This is a genomic window from Candidatus Lernaella stagnicola (assembly GCA_030765525.1).
In the GTDB taxonomy this organism is placed as follows: Bacteria; Lernaellota; Lernaellaia; order Lernaellales; family Lernaellaceae; genus Lernaella; species Lernaella stagnicola.
The window spans coordinates 25,657-46,889 of record JAVCCK010000031.1 but is presented as its reverse complement, the minus strand read 5'-3'; the positions used below and the strand labels follow the sequence as shown (position 1 = coordinate 46,889).

Sequence of the window (21,233 nt, the reverse complement as noted above, 5' to 3'; positions counted from 1 at the left end):
ACCTTTCTCTTACACGAACATGTCTTCGCCGCCGCGACCGGATACGACAATCTTGCCTTCCTGTTCGAGGCGGCGGGCCACGCGCACGATTACACCCTGAGCTTTTTCGACGTCGGAGATACGCACCGGTCCGCGGGCTTCCATATCTTCCTGGATCATCTCGCCGGCGCGGCTGGAAATGTTCTTGAAGATCTTCATCTTGACCTCCTCGCTGGCCATCTTTAGGGCGACAGCGAGGTCGTCGTTGCCGACTTCCTTCAAGATCATTTGGATGCCGCGATCATCTACGTTAAGCAGGTCCTCGAAGACGAACATATGTTGTCCGATTTGCTCGGCGAGGTCGGGGTCCTCTTCCACCAACTTGCGCATAATTTCATTCGCGCCGCTTTTCTTCATGGAGTTGAGAATTTCCGCGGCCGGTTTGATGCCGCCGCTGGTTTCCGCCACGTCGATGGCGAAGGTCGACAATTCACGACCCAAGGCTTCGACGACTTCTTCCAGCGCGCCGGGCAGCACCGAGTCCATCCGCGCGATGCGCCTCATAACTTCAAACTGCATGTCCTCCGGCAGGTTGGCGACGATGTCGGCGGTCGTGTGTGCCGGTAATTGCGAGAGAATAAACGCGATGGTTTGCGGGTGCTCTTTTTTGATGAGGTTGAAGATGGCGCGCGGATCGTAACGGCGAATCTGCTCGAGTTGCTGTTCGACTTCCAGGCGCTGCAACACCGATTGCGCCTTGTCGTGCGCCATCGCGCCGTGGACCACGCTTTCGATAAAATCCTTGCCCGACTTGCTCATGTATCCCTCGGCGGTAAGCCGCTGGGAGAATTCATCGAGCACTTTCTGCATTTCGTCGGGGGTAATGTCACCCAGCTTCGGGATGGCCGAGACGATGAGGCGGATCTCGTCTTCCTGCAATCCCCGAAACACTTCGGTGGCCAAATCCTCCCCCAGAAACATCAACAGCGCCGCCGCTTTCTCGATACCGTTCATGCGCCGTCTCGCGCCGGTGGAAATGGATACCGCTTCCTCAGACATGATTATCCCCTTCCTTCAGCCATCGCCGCACCATCAAGGTCACGGCCTCCCTGTCTCGCGCCGCGGTTTCGAGCAGGTCCGCCTTCTGTTGCTGCAGGCGACCCATTCGCTCGGCCAGGCTTTCTTTGTATTCCTCTTCCCCGCCCCCTTCGTCGGTCGCCGGGCCAAGCTGCCCCGGGTAACGCTCTTCCAACTCGCCGACGGTGGCGCCCTCGAGCATTTCGGCGGGCAAGCCAAGCTGGCGTTCGAGTGCCGGTTCGCTCGTCAGCCAACGAATCAGCGGCCGCACGACAATGAAGAGGAAGAGCAGTGCGCCGACGACGGCGAACACATACTGCAAGATGCGGATGATCACATCGAGCTGGCTGGTCGGTACTTCCTCGAAGCCCAGCGCCTCGGAGACGAATTGAATGTTGGCGATCTCGATCTGGTCGCCGCGGCTGAGAGTAAAGCCCACGATCTTCTTGACGATCTCTTCGTACGTGAGCATTTCGTCGCTCGTGCGGGGCACATACTGCTTGACCGTCTTGCCGTCTTTTTCGACTTCCTCGTACGTGCCGTCGATCAACACGGCCACGGAAAGCATTTTCAGGGCGCCGAAGGGCTCGGTGATTGTCGCGGTCGTGCGGTTGATTTCGTAATTGACGATTTCCTGGGTCTTGGTGTTCTCCGAAGATTGTTGCGTGCCTTCCGAGTACTGGTCCTGCGGCAGATTACTACTCGCGCCCGGAAAACCGGAGGTCTGCGATTCGCTGCTCTTCCCCCCGGACGACACCTTCTGCTGGCTGCGCACAACGGCGCTGTCGGGATCGTATTTCTCTTCTACGCGCTGCACCTGTTGGCGATCGAGCATCACGTTCACGCGCGCGGCGACTTTCTCTGGGCCGACGCTGCGGGCCAAGAGGGTCTCGACGCGGCTCTCCAAGGAGCGTTCGAGCTTATGCGCCTTATCTTCCAAATTGCCCGCGGAGCCCAGCGCCTTATCACGCGTGCTGGACAAGACGTGGCCTTTGTGATCGATCACCGTCACGTTGCCCGGATCGAGCCCTTCCACGCTGGAAGACACCAGGAATACGATGCCGTCAACCTGTTCCCCGTCAAGCTTAGCGTTGGCCGCCAGCTTCAAAACGATCGAAGCGGTCGCTTCTTTCTTGTCTTCCACGAAAAGCGTTTCTTTGGGCATGGCCAAGTGGACGCGCGCGTGCTCGACCGGATCGAGTTGCTTGATCGTGCGGGCGAGTTCACCCTGCAGAGCACGCAGGTGGGCGACCTTCATCTGCGCTTCGGTCAAGCCCAATCCCTTGCGGTCGAACAGCTCATAGCCGACGGCGCCGCCACTGGGCAGGCCGGCGTTGGCCAATGACATGCGAGCTTCGTAATAATCCTCGGCCGGAACCGAAATCGCCGTACCGCCGCGGGACAACTGGTACCGCACGCGGTTTTCTTCCAGATGCGTGGTAATCGAATTGGCGTCTTCGATGGTTACGTCTTGGTAGAGGAGTTTGTACTCCGGCAGACCGGCCCACAAAACGAGCCCGCCAAAAGCGATCGCCATCACGGCGAAGATCAAGATGAAGCTAATTTTCTTCCCGGTGGCCATCTCGGACCACAGGGTACGGATTTGTCCGATCGATTCGCGTAGCGAAGCCATCTGCGACCCTTCTTCTCAAACGTGGACGGACGTTGAGTCGGGCTTATTTAGACCGACAACCTCATAATTTCTTGATAAGCCTGGATGAGCTTATCGCGGATCTCCATGAGCGTTTTGAAACTGATGTCCGCCTTCTGCAAAGCGATCATCGCTTCATGAATGTTCCCGGCTTTTCCGGCGGCCAATTCGACGATTTGCCGGTCGGCCTCTTTTTCCAGGCCGTTGACCTCGGCAATCGCCTTCTTGAGCACGTCGTTGAAACTCGGGCCCTCGCCGGGTTTGGACAACGGGGATTTCTTCTGCGGTTGCGCCAGACCCGCGTTGCCCAAAGCCTTGAGTTTGGAGTCGAGAGTAATGTCTTTCATAACCCTGCTCCCCTACTAACCCTTGCCAACGTCAATGGCTTGCTTGGCCATCTGCTTGGCTGTTTGCAGTGCCGCCATGTTCGCCTCGTAGCTGCGGGCTGCGTTGAGCATGTCGGTCATCTCTTCGACGACGTTTATGTTCGGCATGCCTACGTAGCCGTTCTCGTCGGCGTCGGGGTGATCCGGGTTATATACCCAGAGCGGTTCCCGATCGGCGGGCGCCACCTTTTCGACCCGGACGGCGTACAACTGACGCTGATCCGCCAGTTCCGCATGGAAGCCGTTCTCAAGGGTTTCCGGCCGAAAAATCGGCACAAGCCTTTGATAGGGCTCGCCACCCGGGCCGCGGGTGGTGTTGATGTTGGCCATGTTGGCGGAGATAGCCTGCAGGCGGATCCGTTGCGCCTGCAAGCCGCTTGCCGCGATGGCCATGGTTTTGATGCTCATCTCTGTCTCCTTCTCCGGTCACAGATGATACGTCCGTCCGTAACCGGAGAATAGCAAACCGAGTGCCAAATCGCGAACCGCCACCTGGAGACATCCAACTCTATGATTTCACATAGTAATTCAAACCACGGCTGCGACGCCGCATTAACGAGTTGCGGAAATCTCTTCCGCCTAGTCGGCAACATTGTTCCCCCCCTTGGGTACAACGAATCCATCCAACGCATATTCATTCAATTTGTTGCGCAAAGTACGAATGCTGATTCCCAGCGCTTCGGCGGTCTTCGTGCGGTTGCCGCCGTGCTCGGCAAGGGTAGCCAAGATCGTGCGACGCTCGATTTCCTTGAGATTCCGAGTCTCTCCGGACATCGCGACGGCGCTGGACTGCCGCGCGCCGTTACTGGCGCTGCCGATGCTGCCGTCGAGTATCAAATTCTCCGGCCCGATGGGCTCGTTGCCCGACAACAGCGCCGCCCGCTCCAATACGTTACGGAGTTCGCGAACGTTGCCCTTCCAGTCGTGCTCGATGAGCGCCAGTCGGGCGCCGTCGGAGATGCCTGCGGCGTGGAAATAGTCTAAATAATGGTCAGTTAGCGCAACAATGTCATCGGGTCGCTCCCGCAACGGCGGCAGTTCCAACGGAATGACGTTGAGCCGATAGAACAAATCCTCGCGGAATTTCCCCTGTTCCACCAGCGCGCGCAGGTCGGCATTGGTGGTGGCGATCACACGAATATCGATGGGAACCAGCATGACACCGCCGACGCGATCGAGCTTGCGTTCCTGGAGCACCCGCAACAGCTTAGCCTGCAGCATTCCAGGCATTTCTCCGATTTCATCAAGCAATACCGTGCCTTTGTGCGCCAACTCGAATTTGCCGACTTTCTTGTGCGTGGCACCGGTGAAGGAGCCCTTCTCGTGCCCGAACAATTCGGATTCGAGCAAGTTGTCGGGAACGGCGGCGCAGTTGACGGCCACGAAGGGGCCGTGGAAGCGCGGGCTTTCGGCGTGGATAAGCCGCGCGAACAGCTCCTTACCGGTTCCCGATTCCCCGTTGATTAACACGGTGGCATCGGATTTGGCGATTTTCGCGGCGATTGCCAAGAGCTTTCGCATGCGTTCGTTGCAGGTAACGATACGGACGACGTCGTCGCCGGCGCGGACGGAATCCGGCACCGCGGGACCTGATGTAAGTACGCTTTCCACTGCTTTTTCCAGTACTTCGACGTTAAACGGTTTGACGATGTAGTCGGTTGCGCCGTTTTTCATCGCTTCGACTGCTCCGCCGATGGTTCCGAAGCCGGTGATAATCAACACCGGCAAATCCGGCATGTCTTCGCGTACTTTTTGGAGCAGCGCCATTCCGTCGAGACGGGGCATCTTGACGTCGGTCACCACGAGTCGATACGGCCGTTTGTCGAGCATTTCCACGGCCATCATTCCGTCGTGGGCCAAGTCCACACCAAAGCCCATACGTCCCAGCGACATTCCCAGAGCCTCCCTCATGTCGGCGTCATCGTCGACAACTAACACCCAATCCTTTTGTTTGCCGCTCATCATTCCCCTTATCCAGGCAAGGTAATTGTAAATGTGGTTCCGCCACCCTCGACACTATCGAACTCGATGGATCCGCCGTGGGCGCGCACGATGTTATGAACAAGCGCCAGTCCGACGCCGGCGCCGCGCTCCTTGGTCGTAAAAAACGGGTTGAAGACCTGTTCCCGAATGCCGCTCGGAATGCCCGAGCCGGTATCACCGATGATCACCTGCGTGACGGGTAAGCCGCCGCCGTTTTGGGACCGCCGAGTCTGCACGTTTAGTTCGCCACCCCCGGCCATCGCCTGCGTGGCGTTGATCATCAAATTGAGCATCACCTGCCGCCACAGGTCTGGGTCGACGCTGATAAATGTCGCTTCCGGGTCGATTTCGGTTGCCATACTGATGTTGTTTTGCAGCAATTGGACGTCGATTTCAGCGACCGCTGATTCCAGTAAATGGCGAAAATCAATTAATTGCACAACCGGTTCGGCGCCCTTGGCGAACGACAGCAGGTTACTGACGATGAGATTCAAACTGCGAATTCCCTGCTGAACCTTGCCGGCCACATCGGCCATTTCGGGTTGTGTGGCCAGATCGCGTTGCAGCATCGAGGCGAACAGTTCGATCGAACCCATTGGGTTTCGAATTTGATGCACGATCTGCACCGCCAGTTCACCCATCGCGGCCAGGCGTTGGTGGCGCGCGGCGGCGGCGCGTTTGACCACGGCATCGGTAATGTCTTCGGCGAGCAGGATACGCCCCTCGCCGCCATCCATGCCGCGCATGCGGTGAGTCGAGCAGCGCAGCACGCGTCCAGGGGGATCGTCCAGACTGCCGACCTCGAATTCGGCCATGAGGCCCGCGCTATCACTCCATGTCGGCAGTCCGGTAATCCCGTTGAACTTGATGGCAAACACTTCGACCAGGCCCAAGCCGATTGCGGCTTCCTCACGAACCCCAAATAATTCCTGGCCGGCGCGGTTTATGCGCGCAAGTTTGCCCTCGGCGTCGAACACCACCACAGCCAGATGAAGGCTGGCCAAAACGTCCGAGACCTGAGCTCGGGCATGTTCGGTGGCTTCGAGCTGCGCCGCTAATTCCTTGTTTTTTTCCTCGAGTTCGAGGTTGAGTTGTTCGACCTTTGCCTGAAGTTCGTGGTAGGCCTTCTCCATCAGCTTGCTGGTGGCCATGAAGCTTTCGAACGCTTCCTGCAGCAGCTTCGGATCGACTTCCGGCATGGGTTTGACGTCGTTTATATCCGTCACAACAACCTCTCCCACAGGGGCATATCGTTGAATCGTTTTTCGTTCTCCTGTAACCAACGATAGTGCTTTTCCATCGTGATATCGCTTTCGACCCAAAACTCGGGATTCTCTTCGACCTTCTCGACTTGCGAGAGGGGAATCTCCTCGCCCGCGGCGCGAGCGATTTGAGCCAGCCGCAGGCGGGCCATGCCGGCTGCCGGCGCGGGCGGCTTACGTTCCAACACCGCCTGAAACGCTGGTTTCGCGGCCGACCTGTCACCAGCTTGGAACAACGCGTCGGCCCACCCGAAGGCGGCCCGCTGCTGCCAGTATGCCAGCGGTTGCGCGTCGGTAACTTCACCGAGCAATTCGCTCGCCCGGTGGAAGTGAGCAACGGCCGACGCGGGCGCTTTGCCGGCCATCAAGTAAATGCCGGTGGCTAATTCGGCGCGTCCGGTTTGCAGATTATCGCCGGCTGATTCGCGGGCGCGCTTGACCTGGACAAGAGCCTCCCTGATACGGCCGCTTTCGAACTCCATGCGCGATAACAGCAGGCGCGCTTCGAAGTTCAGCGGATCGCGTTGGTGGGTCGCGGCTTTTCCTTTTGCCTTTTTGGCTTTCGCCGGAGTTTCGGTCTTCATCGCCAGCAGACGCCGCAGGTGAGCGGCGGCCCCCGCGGGATTGCCGCGCAGGCGTTCGGCGAGCGCGGCGAAGAACGCCGACCGGCGAGGGAAACGCGCACCCAGCGGGCTGTTTGTCGCCAGTTCCGTCAGCGTGTCGGGTTGCAGATTTTCGTACAGGATGCGGCCGAGTTTTTCGTACGTCGGCGCCGGTAAGGAGGGTGCCGACAGATACTTGCGGTACCGGTTGAAAACCTTGGTCACCAACAAGGGGTTGTCGGGATAACTGGCCACGATGCGATTGAAGGCGTCGGCAACCAGGGAAATGGCTTGGGTCGCCAGTGTGATGTCCAACGGGTTGTCGAACACCTCTCCGGCCAGGGAAATAGTGGCTAACGGCTTGCCGGTGCGCAGGTAATAACGAGCCAGATCGAGAGTCGCCTTCTGATTCAAATCAAAATAATAATTTTGCTCGCGAACTTGCAATAACAGTTGTTCGGCGATCTCATCCTTGGCCTGATCAAAAGCGGCAAGCCGTAGCCGCGCGAGAATCATTTTTGCTTCTGTTCCCGGGCGCCGATCGGGAGCGTTCTCGATCAAATACTGGTAGCCGGTGACAGCTTCTTCGAAGCGATGCTGTTCGCGCGCGATCTCCGCCAGATCGTAGATGGCCAACGGGCGATCGTCGGCGAGCGGGAAACGCTCGATGAAGGTGAGCAAGGCCCGGCGGGCGCGCACGTAATCGCCGGTTTCCCGCAGGGCATCGGCGAAAGCGAACATTTCGAAATCTTCCAACAGCGTTAGGTCTTCCGGCCAGTTGACTACGCCGTTGAAATCGTCGGTTGCAACCTGGTACTGGCGCTGACGCTGGTGCGCCACCGCAAGGCCGAGGGTAGCGTGATAGCGAATTTGAGCGTCGTGGGAAGTTTCCAGAATCGCGACGGCTTGTTGTTCGGTGTCGCCAAGGCGACCGTCACGAAGGCTGGACATGACCATTCCCAGGCGGGCGGCGTCGGCGATCGGATCGCCCGGGTACCACTCAATCAATAATCCGTAGTGCGCCAACGCGTCGGAAGCGAAACCCTGACGGTCGTAGATCGTGGCGAGGCGGAAGGCGACGAGCGGCTGGTTCACCCAGCGGGGGTGCCGGCGCATCAGCTTCTCGTACATAGGTTTGGCCAACTCGAACTGGATGGCTGGACGGTTGACGCCGAGGCGAAAATACATCTCGGCAATCAGCAGGTTGAACGCGGGCTCGGCCCGCAAAGCCGGAATCCGCAAAGCCGTCAGCCAAGCCTCGTCCAGGGCGCGCACAACCTCACCGTTCTCCATCTGTTGCGTGAAGCGATCGAAACCGATGTCGCGCAGCACCTCGGCCTGATCCGCCGGTAGCTGGATTTCGTAGTAGACGGTTTCGTAGGGCAGCAATTCGCGGACCGAAGTAGACACCGCTCCCCGCTCGGCGACCGCCGACGAGGTAACGGCCACAGCGAACGCCATGGCCATCAGCAAAACAGTGATTGGTGTACTGGATCGATACAAAATTCGTAAACCCACTCCGAGTTTGTATCTTGAACAAGCAAAGCGCGTGCCATCTACGTGATCAGTTAACGTTTTGTTTTCATTACATTATCGCCGCCGTGCCGCGGTGGCGACTGTCAATATTTTGTCAAGTTACAGAGCTGTCACGGTCGACAATTCTCTCGAATCGTCAAAAAACAGATAATAAAGCAATGTTCTCGTCGTGCGCGGCGTTTGATTGGACGGCCGTAAATCATCGCGATTACTCGAAGGAAAGCCCTTTCTTTTTGATTTTTTCCACGAGGGTGGTCCGTTTCAGACCAAGCAACCTAGCCGCGGCATTTTTATTACCTCGCGCCTTGATCATCGCCGCAGCGATCAATTTGTTCTCGTAATCATTGACCATGGCATTGAAGTCAATTCCGTCGTCGGGGATCTCCAACGAATCGCCGATGACCGCGACGCGCCCGTTGAGATATTTTTCCGGCAGATCCTCGAGCGTGATCCGGTCGCCTTCGGTAAGAATCACCAGCCGCTCTACCAGGTTTTCGAGTTCGCGAACGTTGCCGGGCCAATCGTAGCGGAGGAAAACTTCACTCACGTCCGGCGAAACGACGAACGGGGGCCGCTTTTTCTGCCGGCAAAAGACGTCGATGAAGTGGTTTATCAGAAGCGGAATGTCGTCGCGGCGGTCCCGCAACGGCGGAATGACCAGCGGGATGACCGACAAGCGGTAGTAGAGGTCTTCCCGGAACTCGCCGGTTTCGACCATTTCGTCCAGATTGCGATTCGTGGCGGCGATAATGCGCACGTCGACTTTTCTGCTCTTGGTGGAACCCACCGGCTCGAATTCGTGCTCCTGCAAAACACGCAGGAGTTTGATTTGCAGAACGGGGCTCATGTCCCCGATTTCGTCCAGGAACAAGGTGCCGCCGTTGGCCGCCTCAAATCGCCCGATGCGGTTGGTTGTCGCCCCGGTGAAGGCGCCTCTGACGTGACCGAAGAGTTCTGATTCCAACAACGTCTCTGGAATGGCGCCGCAGTTGACCGGTATCAGGTAACGCTGCTTGCGTTTGGAGTTGTAATGCAGCGCTCGCGCGACCAATTCCTTGCCGGTGCCCGATTCGCCACAGACGAGCACGGTCGAGTCGGAGTCGGCGACCTTTTCGATCAGCCGAAACACTTCGTGCATGGGACGCGAGTCGCCGACAATACTTTCGAAGCGATATTTCTGACGAAGTTGGTCTTTGAGGCTAACGTTCTCGGTCAGCAATCGCTGGTGTTGCAGGGCGCGGTGAACGATGATCAGCAGTTCTTCGAAGTTGTAGGGTTCGGTAACGTAATCGAACGCACCCCATTTCATGGCTTCGAGCGCTTCCTCGGGTGACGAATCGCGACTTATCACCACACCCATAGTGCTCGGCACGATAGCCCGCACTTCACGAAGCAGCACGAGACCGTCAAGCTCATCGTCTTGAATTCCGGTGATCACCAGATCGTAGGGACCCTCACGGAAGCGTTCGAGACCGTCCGAACCGGTACCGGCGGCGCCGATTTCGAAACCCTTCCCGGCGAGGCTCGCCGCGAGTTCGTCGCGCCGTTCCGGTTTAGGATCGACAAGGAGGATTTTCGCGCTGGGCGCGGCGGCGATCGTCATGGAGTGTCCTCGTCACCGACGAGAAAGTCATCCAAGTTGTCGCGTGTCATATCGGGGCTGGTTTCACCTCTCTCGCGCGCCAAGCGCAAGAACATTCGTTGCACTTCGAATACACGGCGGACGATACGGTCGCGATCTTCCGGATCGATATCGACAAAACGCGCCGCGATGCGGAAGGCTTTTTCACTACCCCAACTCGGGTCGGGATCGCGCGTGCGAATGACTTCGGATACGCATACGATGGGGTGTGGCGGCATGGTTTGCATCAGCAATGCGATTTTCAACAACGTGCCGGCTTCAACGCTTTGATCGAAGGGAAACATGACGCCGCCGGCGCTGATGTTGACCGGTTGAACCGGTCCCCAGGTCTCTTCCATGTCGCGTTGCGTGAGGTAGTTGACCAATGCGTCGAGCTTCGCCTCGATGGCCGCCAGGCGATTGTTCAGCGCGTTGTTGGACAGGCGCTCGCGGGACTGCATTTCCTGTTCCATTCGCTGGGAGTGGTAGACAGGGTCGTCCAGGCCTGTGGTGAGGCGCTCTAAGGCGATACGGTCCAGCGCTTCTTGCTTGACCTGCGGATCAATGACTTCCACCCTTAGGCGCAACATGTCGCGAACACGGACGTCTTGGCGGTCTTTTTTGGAGGGGCCGGGGTAACCGTCTTGCATGTGTCCTCCGGTCGGCAGAGCCAGAAAAGTATTGGTTGCAGTAAAATAGCAAAGCGTCGGAAGTTTGACAAGCGGAAATATCAACCCTTTCCGACCATTTCGGATCGCCATTTTTACTGCCAAATTATCTCTATGATTACATAGTCTTATCTCGCGTCAACATTTTGGCTTCGCGGCCATCACCCTTCCCTTCGCCGCACGCGAGGAGCATTCCACTGGCCCGCTTCCGATTTTCCGCCGGGCCGGCGCGTTTTCCGGAACAAAACGGATTGACTAGTCCGTCCAATTGCCTTATCGTTTTTCCGTCGCCCCGGTGCCACAGCGCCGTCGACGTCTGGAGGGCCCGAAATGAAACGGGAGAAACGAGATCAAGAGCGTAAGGCGAAGACACGTCGCCGGCTCTTGGATGCGGCGGCGACGGTGTTCGTGGAGCACGGTTACCACGCCACATTGATTTCACAAATCGTCGCCGAGGCCCGCGTTGGCCAGGGCACGTTTTATCGTTACTTCCACGACAAGCGGCACATTTTCGCCGAGCTGCTGGAAGATTTTTTCGGGACTCTTCTCGCGCAGTTCGACGCCATGTCGCAACGCCTGCCCCAAGACGCCGCGGAATATCGTGAGGCATCGTTGCAGGCCATCTGGACAGCCGCGGACATCCTGGACGATCACATCGCCCTCGCCCGCCTTTTCATCCGCGAAGGCCCGTCGATCGACCGCGAATTCGCCCAGCGTATGGAAGATGTCTACGCCACGTTCGCCGGTGTCGCGGCGGCCCTCTTGGAACACGCCATCGAGCAGGGATTCGGTCGACCGAGCGACGCGAAAATCGTCGGTCAATGTCTGGTGGGTATGACTTTGCGATTGATCGACAGCGCTTGGGGCGAAGGCGCGCTGCAGCACGTGGACAAAAAAGAAATGATCAAACAGGCCGTGGATTTCGCGTTCCATGGCATTGGTGTTTTCCCTCCCACGTCGGGGCGATCCGGCGCGGCACTATCTTAACGGAGACAGCTCATGGCAAGGATGAAGGGCAAAGTCGTATTGATCACCGGCGGCGCGCGCGGCATCGGCCTGGCGACGGCGGAGAACTTCGCGAAAGCGGGCAGCACGCTGGTGCTGACCGACCTCAACGACGAGTCACTGCAAGCGGCAAAGCATCAACTGGCAAAATACAAGGTGCCGGTCGAAACATTCGTATGCAACGTCAGCAACCGCGCCGAGGTCGAGAAAACCATTCAGGCGGTCATCGCCGGGCACGGCGGTATTGACGTGTTGATCAACAACGCCGGCGTGGGCCACATGGGCGAACTGGCCGAGACTTCCTTCGATGCCTGGCACCTGCTGATGGACGTGAACTTTTGGGGACCGTTGCATCACATTTACGCCGTGCTGCCCAACATGATCGAACGGGGCGGCGGGCGCATCGTCAACGTTTCTTCGGGACAAGCGTTTCTACAATTGCCGACCTGGGGCGCGTATTCGGCGATCAAGGCGGCCTTGGGCGTGTTTTCCGAAGTGCTACATTGGGAAGTGCGCAAGCACGACATCGTCGTTACGACGGTGTATCCTTACATGGTTAATACCGGCCTATACGACGAAATCGAGGGCGACACCTTCTTCGGCAAGATGGCTATGAAACTCCTGCCGCTCTATTCTCAATCGGCCGAGACGGTGGGGCGCATCGTCTTCCAAGCGGTGCGGCGCGGCAAGCGGGTGGAGAACGTCAGTTTCTTCAATTCGCTTTTCAAAACGGCGCGTTTCTTCTCGCCGATCGGCAACACGATCAGTTGGGTATCGAATGCCTTCTTGTCCAAGGATGCGGACGAAGCGGATGTAAACGGATCGTCGACGGGCTGACCAATCTGAGGAGGAAGGGGAATGGCCACCACGCAGATCGATCGCGCGAACGCGTTACGTTGGGACGGCCGGACACGCGGTTATTACGAAGTCTACTACCTGAAGTGGAACGACGCCGCGTCGCGCACCGCCGGGTGGGTGCGCTATACGTTGACCAGCCCGCTGCCCGCCATCGGCAAACCCTATTGCGAACTGTGGGGCATCTTTTTCGACGTCGATAAGCCCGCCAATCATTTCGGCGTCCGAAATCGCTTCGCCATCGACGCGCTACGCCACGCAGACGACCCGTTCGCGGTGAACATCGGGGACGCGGAACTTACCGCCGACCGAACGCGCGGCGCAATTCACCCCTCAGCGTCGGGTTCGCTGATGTCTTGGGATCTACACATTCGGGCGTTGGATCCGGTGGCCCGCCCCTTCCCGCACGATTGGATGTACAAGGGAAAGTTCCCAACGACGAAAATCATCGTGCCGCACCAGAACAGCCGCTTCTCGGGCGTGTTCCAAGTCGGGGACCGAACCATCGAACTGCATGACGCGCCCGGTCAGCAATCGCATCTGTTCGGCACGCGGCACGGGCATCGCTGGGCGTGGGGCCACTGCAACAGTTTCGCCGAAGATGAAAACGCCGTGTGGGAAGGCCTGGACGGCCAGGTCAAACTCGGCCCTGCGCTACCGCATTTCAAGTATTTCTACGTGAAGGCGTTCGGCCAAGAATACTGGTTCAACTCGCTTTCGCAGTTGGTACTCAACGAGAGTCGTTGGGACACGAGTCGCTGGCGTTTTGGGGCCGAGAACGCCGGCGTCAAAATGACCGGCGAAATCACCACGCGCCCGGGCAATTTCGTGACCGTAGGATACATGGATCCCGACGGTGGGCTGCTTTATTGCCACAACAGCAAGATTTCCACGATGCGGTTGGAGCTCACCGGGCGTGATGGGAAAAGCATCGGCACACTCACGAGTGAAAACGGTTGCGCCGTGGAATTCGTGGACCGGCGGATCTACCCGGAAATGACCGTCTATATCTAGGCGCTTTTCGCCATGATATGTTCCAGCGCCCTGTCTTGGTCTTGGCAGATCGAGAAGAAAGCCTCCACCATATTGCCGTCGAACTGATACCAAGCGTTACGCTTGATTTCCGCCAGCGCCGTCTCGTGCGATAAGCGTTTGCGGTAGACACGATCCGAAGTCATAGCGTCGTACGCGTCGGCCAGGCTCACGATCCGCGCCAGATACGGAATATCGCGTCCCGCCAAACCATCGGGGTAGCCGTTTCCATCCCACCGTTCGTGGTGATGGCGAATGACCGCCTTTTCGTGGGGCAGCATACCCAGGGGCTGTAGGATGCGCTCGCCGATGACGGGATGCTGCTTGATGATTTCGTATTCGGTATCCGTCAAGCGGCCGGCCTTTTGCAGGATGGCGTCGGAAATGCCGATCTTACCGATATCGTGCAACGCGGCGGCGAATTGCAGGGTATTAATTTCCTCTGCGCTGCAGCCGAGTCGCCGAGCGATGAGCAGGGATATCTGGGTAACGCGGTGCGAATGCCGCTCGGTATATTTGTCCTTGGCTTCAAGCGTGGTGACCAGGGATTGCAGAGTATCGACAAGGTTTTTGTAAATAGTTTCGCAAAGGGCGTTGTTCTCAATATGCAGTGCGGCTTTTTTCAGCAGGATGTGTATGAAATTAATATCGCTGGCTGTGAAACGGCCGTTTTTCCCGTTCCGATTCTCAACCGCAAGAATACCGAAGCTTTCATTGCGAACATATAACGGCGCGATCAGGAGCGAATCGACATCGGTATCCTTGGGCGCGGCGTCGCGATAAAACGCCGTTTCGTGAGGGCCGGCCCAAGTCAGGGCATGCTCCATCTTCAGATGCTCGGCGATGGCGGCGTCCAAGGAAAAGAAAGGCGGTCGAGTATCTTTGTCCCGTTCGGGCGACTGGTTTTTGAGATAGTACAGCGCGTTTTCCTGATCGGCGATGTAGAACGCGCAGCTTTGCGCCTCGGTGATTTCGCGGGCCAATTCGGTGATGGTAGTGAATAGGTCGTCGATTCGGTCGGCGTTTTCGAGGGCCTCGTTGATCGTGTAGAGGATCGACAGTTCACGGACCTTGCGGTTCAAGCGAGCGTGGAGACCGTCGTCGTCGTCGTGGAGGTACGTCACCGGACTACTTCGTAAAATGCGGCGAATATTGTGTTCCATTTGATCGTAGCTAAAGGGCTTCGTGACAAAATCCACCGCGCCCTTTTTCATGGCGGTGATCGCGGTTTCCAGTTCGGCGAAGCCGGTCACCATGACCACGGGCAGGTCAGCCGATTCCTCCTTCACGGCCGCCAAGAAATCCAGACCGTTCAAGCGCGGCATCATGATGTCGCTGACAACCAAATCGAAGGCGGATTTGCGAAGCCGCCGCAAGCCTTCGACGCCGTCGACGGCACATTCGACATCATAGCCTTTGCGTTTGAGGAAAGCGGCAAAAGAGTGGCTGATTGCCGGGTCGTCTTCAACGATAAGTATTCTCTTGATCATCCCGATCATCCCGTCTTTTTCCTTGTGTTCTTCTCGACCGCGCCGAGTAAGTCCGATAGAAAAAAGCAGTTAATTCCCTAGAATTCTTTTCTTAAGCAGGCGGAATTCGTCGTCGTCGATCATCCCCTGTTTGTGCAACTGGGTCGCTTCCCGAAGCTTTTGCACGACGGCGTCATTGCTGCTGCCGGCCGAGCCGTTTTCTTCGCCGGCCACCCTGAACTGCACCGGCAATACCCGGTCGTGGAATCCACGCAGCCGCTTCATACCCTCGTTGATGGTCTGTTGGCGGCTGGCCAATTGGGCTTCGATTTCCAGAACCTTGGCGTCGAATTCCTGCTTGTTTTGAGTCAGCGATTCGATCATCTCGTAAGCCTTCGATAACTTTGCGGCGAGTTGCGCGCTCTCTCTTTCCAGCAAGATACGGTCGCGCGCGTTGGCGATTGTCAGGCGGATTTCTTCGATTTGAAAAGGCTTCGTGATGTAATCGTAAACACCGTCGCGGATGGCGGCCAACGCGGTATCGAGACTGGCGAATCCCGTGATGATCACCACGACCGTGGTCGCGTCTTTAGCTTTGGCGGCTTTGAGTACCTCGATGCCGCTGATGTTCGGCATCGCCAAATCGGTGAGGACGATGTCGAAATGCGTGCGGGAAATGCGGTCGATAGCCTCCCGGCCGTCCCCTGCGGTCTCCACAAGGTACTCTTCGGCCGTCAGGGTTTTTTCGAGCAACGTGCGATACATTCGCTCGTCGTCGACAACCAATATCCGCAGGGCTTTACTCATCAATCACGCCTCGCATCCTATTTAAATGCAAACATGAGCACTCGGCCATCTTTGGTGACCCAGCGCCATTCTTTGTTCCGCCAACCAACGCCCGCTACGGCGTGCATACTATTTTTTCAACAGCTCGAGGGTCTGCAGCCTCAAGCTTCGTACTGCGTCCTCTCCCGCGCTTTCCATAACGACCTGTTTCTTGCCTTCGTCAGATATCTTGACGATGTCATTGGACGGTGTTTCTGTTTTAACGGGGGGTGTGTGAGGGCGCCTAGCGAAATTCGATTTCAATTGGCGGTTGTAAGTCTGAATGATGTTCTGAATCTGATAGCTCGAAATCGACATACAACTAACTTCCTTGTCAGCCGGACCGCATTCGAAAGGATCATCGGCACTTCGATGAAATTCCTAAACCCCGAATTCATCGGTGTCGCTCTTTTTCACGCTCTGACGGAGGGGGAAGCGGGCGGGATTCCGAAAAACAACCGTTATTGCTTGATGTTGAAATCGTCCCCAGTGATAAACTCGCGCCAGTTCTCAATATGGGGCGCCAGTTCGTACTCGAGTAGATCAGCCAAGGAAACGTAGTCCTCTTTCTCCTGGCTAGCCAGAATCGATTTGCTGATCGCAACGGACTTTGAAAGAAATTCTTCAATGTTATCGCTGGCTTCGAAGCCCTCAAAGCTCGATTCCACGAAACGAAGGACTTCCGAAATGTAATCCATGAACAGGGATATCCGGTCCAATAGGCCGCTAAGGTTCTTCGCCGCCTCGTTGGCGAGACCGCCGCGAATCTGGTCGGCGGTTTCAATACATTGAGACCGAATCATATCCAGCAACGTGGCACCGTCTTCAAGGCTGCGGTGGAGCACTTCGACAACGCTTTCTACTGTGAATTCAATTATTTCACCCTCAATATCCGGTGGGGGAAACGGCCCGGACGGGTCCGGCAACACGGTGGGATGACCGTCGATGGCCACTTGGGTGATGATTCCCGATTGCCATTCCGGCTGGGCGCCAATTAAGTCAAAAAGCTCGCCCGCGGTGCCCCAGGACTCAGCGGAACTGAATTCTTTTCCGTTGATCAATATTTTCATGATTCCTCCCCGGACCGTAGCGCTGAGTTAGCACTGATCGTTTAGTATCCGACCCGCGCCGTTTTCGGTAACGTTAGAAGCATTTCTACACCGCCGTCGGGTTGGTTGCCACCGGAAATCGATCCCCCGAGTTGCCGCATCACCTCGTGACAGACGGCCAATCCGGCCCCGGAAAGTCGCCCCTCTGGGGCAAGCGCGGCGGCATGCGGCTCGAATAGCGCTTGCTGTTCTTCTTCGGTGAATAATGCGCCGTCGTCGCGCAAGCTGATCGTTATTCCGCCGTCCTCTGCATGGCAGCTTTGGATCGCCAGCGTCCCTCCCCTTGGCATGCCGCTTGTAGCACTAAGCATCACATGGAGCAATACCTGCTGGAACTTGCCCAACTGCGTATGGACCATCCACCGGTCATGAATGTCGACGTTGATCTCGATGTTTTGTTTTCGAAGGCTTCTCTGCAACAAAGTGGCAACCTGCTGGACGACACCGGCCAAAGACGCGGTTTCTTGCCGTTCCGGATCGCGGGTCGCGATCGTGAGCAAATCGCCGGCCAGTGTTTTGGCTCGCTCGCTGGTTTCAAACACGACGTCGACGACTCGCTCGTGGTCTTCCAACGATCCCGACATTTGCGCCAATTGGGCAAAACCCCTGACCCCGCCGATCAGGTTGTTGACTTCGTGGGCCACGGCGGCGGCAAGCAGGCCGACGTCGGCCATCCGCTCCGCACTTATCAGCGCCTGCCAGATGGACTGGTGGTCATCCAGCCTGTTGAACGGCATGGTTCTGCCGTGCCGTGATTCGTATCTGGTGACCGGTCCCTGATTTTCGGCAAGTGACTCAATCGTACGAAGGACCTGGTCCACATCGTCGGTTGCGGTCAGCACCGCGTGGGCGTCGCCGTTTTCGAGCACGTCGGCGGCGACATTCGGATCAGGTCCTGCGACGAGCAGAATACGTCGCACATCGGGATGGTCATGCCGCAAACGGCGCAGCAATTCCCGCCCGGCCATATCGGGTAGGTTTTCGTGGATGATGCCGACGCCCACACACTCCCACGGGGTCATCTCCAACGCCTCGGTGGCACTCATCGCCAACATCATATGCCGCTCGCCGAGGGGTTTGCCGCCGCCGGGCACGTCGCTTCTGGCGCCGGCGACGAACAAAACGCTCTCGTCGCCGGTCAAAGTCGGTCGCTCAGGTTGCTTCGGATCCATGTTCTCGTCCTGGTAATGCCTTCCTCCAACGAAACTTTTGGTCGCCAATGGAGCAGGGTTTCGGCCGTTTCGATGTTGGCTTGGAGTTTTTGTATTTCCGACTGCGGATGGATATGCGGCACGTGCTTGATGCGGGCGTCGTCCGCGCAAATCATCCCCGCAAGTTCGTTGATGGTTACGTCCCGACCGGTGCCGGCGTTGATCACGCGGCCCACCGCTTTTTTGGAAAACGAGGCGGCAACGCAAAACGCGGCGCAATCTTCAACGTAGAGCAAGTCCCGGGTTTGGGTGCCGTCGCCGTAGATGTCCAACGTGTCGCCGGTTGCGTCGCGATGCAGGAATATGCTGACAACGCCGCCTTCGCCGGTGCTTTTTTGCCAAGGGCCGTACGTGTTAAACGGTCGCAGGATGACCGTCGGCAAGCCGTAAGTATGATGGTAGCTTTCGACGAGCTTCTCGGCGGCGAGCTTGGCCGCGGCATAGGGCGAAGCACAGAGCGTCGGATGGTTTTCGTCGATCCCGCGCGGATCGTTCGAGCCGCTGTACACCATGCACGTGCTCATGAACGAGAAGGCGGCGCCGGCCCGGCGCGCGTGTTCGAGCAACGAGAAGGTGCCGGCTACGTCGGCCTTGAAGACCGCATCGGGTCGATCGATCGATTCCTGCACATTGATTTTCGCCGCCAGGTGCAACACCAAATCGAAACGGTAGCGATCGAACAACTCGCCGACAATCACGGAGTCGCCCACGTCGTCCACCGCGAGCCGCATGAACTGGGGGTGACCGACGAACTCGGCGAGGTTGGCCTCACTGCCGTTTTCCAGGTTATCCAGCACGACCACGCGAGGCGGCCGGAAGCGAAAATCACCGCTGCCGCCGGCGAGCAATTCGCGCACGACCCAGCGGCCGATGAAGCCTGCGCCGCCCGTAACCAACACCGAGCGCGGCGTCAACGCGAAACTCCGGGGAAGAGCTCGGGACACGTTGCGCGAAGCAGGTCTCCGATTTCCTCTTTGCTCAACAAGGGACCGGCTTCGGAGGAATGGATTCCGGGGGGCAGCGGCTTGCCGGCCGGCCGGTCGGTTTCTCCGATCTGCGGCTGCACCACGAAGTAGTCGCCGATATCGAAGGTGCGCGCGGCTTCTTCGGACGTAACGAGTTCTTCGTGAAGCTTTTCGCCTGCGCGTATGCCCACGATGCGCAAGTGTTTTTCATCGACGGGCAAGTTGTGCAACGCGAGCAGTTCCTCGGCCAAATCCAAAATGCGGATCACCGGCATTTTTCGAATGAGTACTTCTCCGCCGCGACAGAGCGTCAGCGCATCGAGAAGCAAGTCGACGCTTTCGTCCATCGTGATGACGTACCGGGTCATGTCCGGATGCGTGACTTCGATGGGCAAGCCGAGTTGGAGGCGTTGCACGAAAGTGGGGATCACCGAGCCGGAACTAGCCAACACGTTGCCGAAACGCACCGAGGCGAAGGTGCTGGTCCGTCGTCCCTTGTATTGGTTGGCGGCGACCATGAGTTTCTCGGCCATGAGCTTGCTGGCGCCCATGGCGTTCGCGGGATTGACGGACTTGTCGGTGGACGTAAAGACCACCTGCGGGATTTCGTGATCGAGGGCCGTATCGATGACGTTCTGCGTGCCGACAATATTGGTGCGAATCGCCTCGAAAGGATTGTATTCACAACTCTCCACGTGTTTGAGCGCAGCCAGGTGGAAGACGATGTCGCAGGTTTCCATGGCTCGCTTGAGGCGCTCCCGCTCGCGTACGTCGCCGATGAAAAAGCGCACGTTGGCGTGCTGGGCCCATTGGTCGCGCAGGAAATACTGCTTGTTTTCGTCGCGCGAAAAAATTCGTACGGCCCGGGGATGGTAGGTGAACAGTCGCTTTGCCAGAGCCACGCCGACGGTTCCGGTGCCGCCGGTGATCAGAACAACCTTGTCGCGGATTAATTGTCTCATTGTCTCAGCCGCCATCCGGAAACCTCAAACGACGGCGGGGAAACGAGTGCCCCGATCGCCGGAAAGAGTTCGTGGAAAGTTTATTTACACGTCGCCTGAAATAATGGACGGCGGTTTGCCCAATTTCAAGCCGCGTCCGTACCCGGCGATGGCTTTCTGGCCTTTTCGCACGTGTTGGATGTGTCGGCCCATTTCATCGAGCAGTTCGGTGAGTATCTTTTGGTTGATTTGGTTTTCCGCGTTCGCCTGGTCGACGGCGTCCTGACGGATTTGGTTGAGTTTGCCGAGGCGGTCGCGTTGCTCTGCAGAAAGCGAATCGCGCTCGAGTCGGTCGGTCATGGCGCTGAGTTTCGCATCGAGTTTCATGATGCGCTCGAACACCGCGTCGCAGAGGTCCTGCACTTTACCGAACAAATCGAGATTGGCGTCGGCGAGGGCTTGGCGTTTTTCGAGTTCACGGTCGCGCAGTTCACGTAGGGCTTTGATCTGCTGTGCGATCAGGCTTTCGTATGTCGCGATGGCGGACATTACACGCTGATGCGCACGTAGCTGTCTTCGTTGGCGACGTTCTTCTTCTTCATGATTTCGGCTTGTTCGGGCTGCGTGGCCGTCAGTTCGGCCAAGGGTTTTTTGGCCAGGTCGGTCCAGGCCGAGTACAAGATCTTAATGACCTTCATCGCTTCCATCAGCGCGCCGATGTCGTTGCCGATGTTGGCTTTGATCAACCGGTCGTTGATGAAGTCGTACAAGCGCTCGAGGTTTTGGGAAAGTTCGGGAGCCTGGCTGTGATCCAGCGTGCTGCGTAACTCGTTGATGATGGCCAACGATTTGCTGATGGCTTGTCCCTTCGCAGCAAGGTCTTTGTTGTGCATGGCTTGTTGCGCTTGACTGCAAAAACGGATGGCGCCTTCGTACAACATGATCAAGAGTTTCAATCGGTTCGCGGTACTGACATTTGTGGTGCGGTACGACGCGAAGTTGGCTTGTTTCCTCTGGTAAGACAGCACGTTTGTTCCTTCCCTTTCGCTTGAGGGC

At 57.6% G+C, this 21,233-nt stretch carries 20 protein-coding genes; 3 read left to right on the top strand and 17 right to left on the bottom strand.

What is annotated here, in order from left to right; all coding sequences use genetic code 11:
* Nucleotides 1-9 precede the first annotated feature (9 nt).
* The 9 genes from fliG to P9L99_14415 form a co-directional block, all read right to left on the bottom strand.
* On the bottom strand, nt 10-1,038 hold the full coding sequence (gene fliG, locus P9L99_14455; GenBank protein ID MDP8224559.1) for a flagellar motor switch protein FliG: 1,029 nt from the start codon (nt 1,036-1,038) through the stop codon (nt 10-12).
* Nucleotides 1,031-2,689, bottom strand: a complete 1,659-nt coding sequence (fliF, locus tag P9L99_14450) for a flagellar basal-body MS-ring/collar protein FliF (protein ID MDP8224558.1) — start codon at nt 2,687-2,689, stop codon at nt 1,031-1,033. Before fliF ends, fliG begins: the two co-directional genes overlap by 8 nt.
* 47 nt (nt 2,690-2,736) lie before the next feature.
* Entirely contained in the window at nt 2,737-3,054 is a 318-nt protein-coding gene (fliE, locus tag P9L99_14445) for a flagellar hook-basal body complex protein FliE (protein ID MDP8224557.1), read from the bottom strand.
* Nucleotides 3,055-3,069: 15 nt separating this feature from the next.
* Nucleotides 3,070-3,501, bottom strand: coding sequence for a flagellar basal body rod protein FlgC (gene flgC, locus P9L99_14440; protein ID MDP8224556.1), 432 nt, complete (start codon nt 3,499-3,501; stop codon nt 3,070-3,072).
* Nucleotides 3,502-3,672: 171 nt separating this feature from the next.
* On the bottom strand, nt 3,673-5,055 hold the full coding sequence (locus P9L99_14435; protein ID MDP8224555.1) for a sigma-54 dependent transcriptional regulator: 1,383 nt from the start codon (nt 5,053-5,055) through the stop codon (nt 3,673-3,675).
* 8 nt (nt 5,056-5,063) lie between these two features.
* On the bottom strand, nt 5,064-6,275 hold the full coding sequence (locus P9L99_14430; protein MDP8224554.1) for an ATP-binding protein: 1,212 nt from the start codon (nt 6,273-6,275) through the stop codon (nt 5,064-5,066).
* A gap of 23 nt (nt 6,276-6,298) precedes the next feature.
* Nucleotides 6,299-8,443 carry a tetratricopeptide repeat protein gene (locus P9L99_14425; protein ID MDP8224553.1) on the bottom strand — a complete coding sequence of 715 codons (2,145 nt, stop codon included), beginning with the start codon at nt 8,441-8,443 and terminating at the stop codon, nt 6,299-6,301.
* Nucleotides 8,444-8,684: 241 nt separating this feature from the next.
* Entirely contained in the window at nt 8,685-10,079 is a 1,395-nt protein-coding gene (locus P9L99_14420; GenBank protein MDP8224552.1) for a sigma-54 dependent transcriptional regulator, read from the bottom strand.
* On the bottom strand, nt 10,076-10,747 hold the full coding sequence (locus tag P9L99_14415; protein ID MDP8224551.1) for a PilZ domain-containing protein: 672 nt from the start codon (nt 10,745-10,747) through the stop codon (nt 10,076-10,078). Before P9L99_14415 ends, P9L99_14420 begins: the two co-directional genes overlap by 4 nt.
* A gap of 348 nt (nt 10,748-11,095) precedes the next feature.
* Between P9L99_14415 and P9L99_14410 the strand changes: the two genes are divergently transcribed.
* The 3 genes from P9L99_14410 to P9L99_14400 are packed head-to-tail and all read left to right on the top strand — an operon-like array spanning nt 11,096 to nt 13,639.
* Nucleotides 11,096-11,752, top strand: a complete 657-nt coding sequence (locus P9L99_14410; protein ID MDP8224550.1) for a TetR/AcrR family transcriptional regulator — start codon at nt 11,096-11,098, stop codon at nt 11,750-11,752.
* 12 nt (nt 11,753-11,764) lie between these two features.
* Nucleotides 11,765-12,607 (top strand): SDR family oxidoreductase, encoded by an 843-nt coding sequence (locus P9L99_14405; protein ID MDP8224549.1) that lies wholly within the window; start codon nt 11,765-11,767, stop codon nt 12,605-12,607.
* 21 nt (nt 12,608-12,628) lie between these two features.
* Nucleotides 12,629-13,639, top strand: coding sequence for a hypothetical protein (locus P9L99_14400; protein ID MDP8224548.1), 1,011 nt, complete (start codon nt 12,629-12,631; stop codon nt 13,637-13,639).
* On the opposite strand, the gene P9L99_14395 is transcribed toward P9L99_14400, so the two are convergent.
* The 8 genes from P9L99_14395 to fliS all read right to left on the bottom strand — a co-directional run bounded on the left by P9L99_14395 (nt 13,636) and on the right by fliS (nt 21,205).
* Nucleotides 13,636-15,147, bottom strand: a complete 1,512-nt coding sequence (locus P9L99_14395; GenBank protein MDP8224547.1) for a response regulator — start codon at nt 15,145-15,147, stop codon at nt 13,636-13,638. The two genes, P9L99_14400 and P9L99_14395, sit on opposite strands and share 4 nt — an antisense overlap.
* Before the next feature lie 69 nt (nt 15,148-15,216).
* Nucleotides 15,217-15,933, bottom strand: a complete 717-nt coding sequence (locus P9L99_14390) for a response regulator (GenBank protein MDP8224546.1) — start codon at nt 15,931-15,933, stop codon at nt 15,217-15,219.
* Between the two features lie 479 nt (nt 15,934-16,412).
* Nucleotides 16,413-17,021, bottom strand: coding sequence for a hypothetical protein (locus P9L99_14385; protein ID MDP8224545.1), 609 nt, complete (start codon nt 17,019-17,021; stop codon nt 16,413-16,415).
* Nucleotides 17,022-17,062: 41 nt separating this feature from the next.
* Nucleotides 17,063-18,232 (bottom strand): HAMP domain-containing sensor histidine kinase, encoded by a 1,170-nt coding sequence (locus P9L99_14380; protein ID MDP8224544.1) that lies wholly within the window; start codon nt 18,230-18,232, stop codon nt 17,063-17,065.
* Nucleotides 18,199-19,185, bottom strand: coding sequence for a GDP-mannose 4,6-dehydratase (locus tag P9L99_14375; GenBank protein ID MDP8224543.1), 987 nt, complete (start codon nt 19,183-19,185; stop codon nt 18,199-18,201). Before P9L99_14375 ends, P9L99_14380 begins: the two co-directional genes overlap by 34 nt.
* The gene (locus P9L99_14370; protein ID MDP8224542.1) at nt 19,182-20,198 is read right to left on the bottom strand and encodes an SDR family NAD(P)-dependent oxidoreductase; all 1,017 of its coding nucleotides are present in this window, start codon (nt 20,196-20,198) and stop codon (nt 19,182-19,184) included. Before P9L99_14370 ends, P9L99_14375 begins: the two co-directional genes overlap by 4 nt.
* 84 nt (nt 20,199-20,282) lie before the next feature.
* Nucleotides 20,283-20,726 (bottom strand): hypothetical protein, encoded by a 444-nt coding sequence (locus P9L99_14365; protein MDP8224541.1) that lies wholly within the window; start codon nt 20,724-20,726, stop codon nt 20,283-20,285.
* On the bottom strand, nt 20,726-21,205 hold the full coding sequence (gene fliS / locus P9L99_14360) for a flagellar export chaperone FliS (GenBank protein MDP8224540.1): 480 nt from the start codon (nt 21,203-21,205) through the stop codon (nt 20,726-20,728). The genes P9L99_14365 and fliS overlap by 1 nt, the downstream gene beginning before the upstream one ends.
* Nucleotides 21,206-21,233: the final 28 nt, after the last annotated feature.

Coding starts and splice junctions, on each gene's coding strand:
- P9L99_14405 (MDP8224549.1), top strand. CDS start 11,765: ATGGCAAGGATGAAGGGCAAAGTCGTATTGATCACCGGCGGCGCGCGC.
- P9L99_14435 (MDP8224555.1), bottom strand. CDS start 5,055: ATGAGCGGCAAACAAAAGGATTGGGTGTTAGTTGTCGACGATGACGCC.
- P9L99_14415 (MDP8224551.1), bottom strand. CDS start 10,747: ATGCAAGACGGTTACCCCGGCCCCTCCAAAAAAGACCGCCAAGACGTC.
- fliE (MDP8224557.1), bottom strand. CDS start 3,054: ATGAAAGACATTACTCTCGACTCCAAACTCAAGGCTTTGGGCAACGCG.
- P9L99_14410 (MDP8224550.1), top strand. CDS start 11,096: ATGAAACGGGAGAAACGAGATCAAGAGCGTAAGGCGAAGACACGTCGC.
- P9L99_14420 (MDP8224552.1), bottom strand. CDS start 10,079: ATGACGATCGCCGCCGCGCCCAGCGCGAAAATCCTCCTTGTCGATCCT.
- fliG (MDP8224559.1), bottom strand. CDS start 1,038: ATGTCTGAGGAAGCGGTATCCATTTCCACCGGCGCGAGACGGCGCATG.
- P9L99_14370 (MDP8224542.1), bottom strand. CDS start 20,198: ATGAGACAATTAATCCGCGACAAGGTTGTTCTGATCACCGGCGGCACC.
- P9L99_14400 (MDP8224548.1), top strand. CDS start 12,629: ATGGCCACCACGCAGATCGATCGCGCGAACGCGTTACGTTGGGACGGC.
- flgC (MDP8224556.1), bottom strand. CDS start 3,501: ATGAGCATCAAAACCATGGCCATCGCGGCAAGCGGCTTGCAGGCGCAA.
- P9L99_14390 (MDP8224546.1), bottom strand. CDS start 15,933: ATGAGTAAAGCCCTGCGGATATTGGTTGTCGACGACGAGCGAATGTAT.
- P9L99_14430 (MDP8224554.1), bottom strand. CDS start 6,275: ATGCCGGAAGTCGATCCGAAGCTGCTGCAGGAAGCGTTCGAAAGCTTC.
- fliF (MDP8224558.1), bottom strand. CDS start 2,689: ATGGCTTCGCTACGCGAATCGATCGGACAAATCCGTACCCTGTGGTCC.
- P9L99_14365 (MDP8224541.1), bottom strand. CDS start 20,726: ATGTCCGCCATCGCGACATACGAAAGCCTGATCGCACAGCAGATCAAA.
- P9L99_14395 (MDP8224547.1), bottom strand. CDS start 15,147: ATGATCAAGAGAATACTTATCGTTGAAGACGACCCGGCAATCAGCCAC.
- P9L99_14380 (MDP8224544.1), bottom strand. CDS start 18,232: ATGGATCCGAAGCAACCTGAGCGACCGACTTTGACCGGCGACGAGAGC.
- P9L99_14385 (MDP8224545.1), bottom strand. CDS start 17,021: ATGAAAATATTGATCAACGGAAAAGAATTCAGTTCCGCTGAGTCCTGG.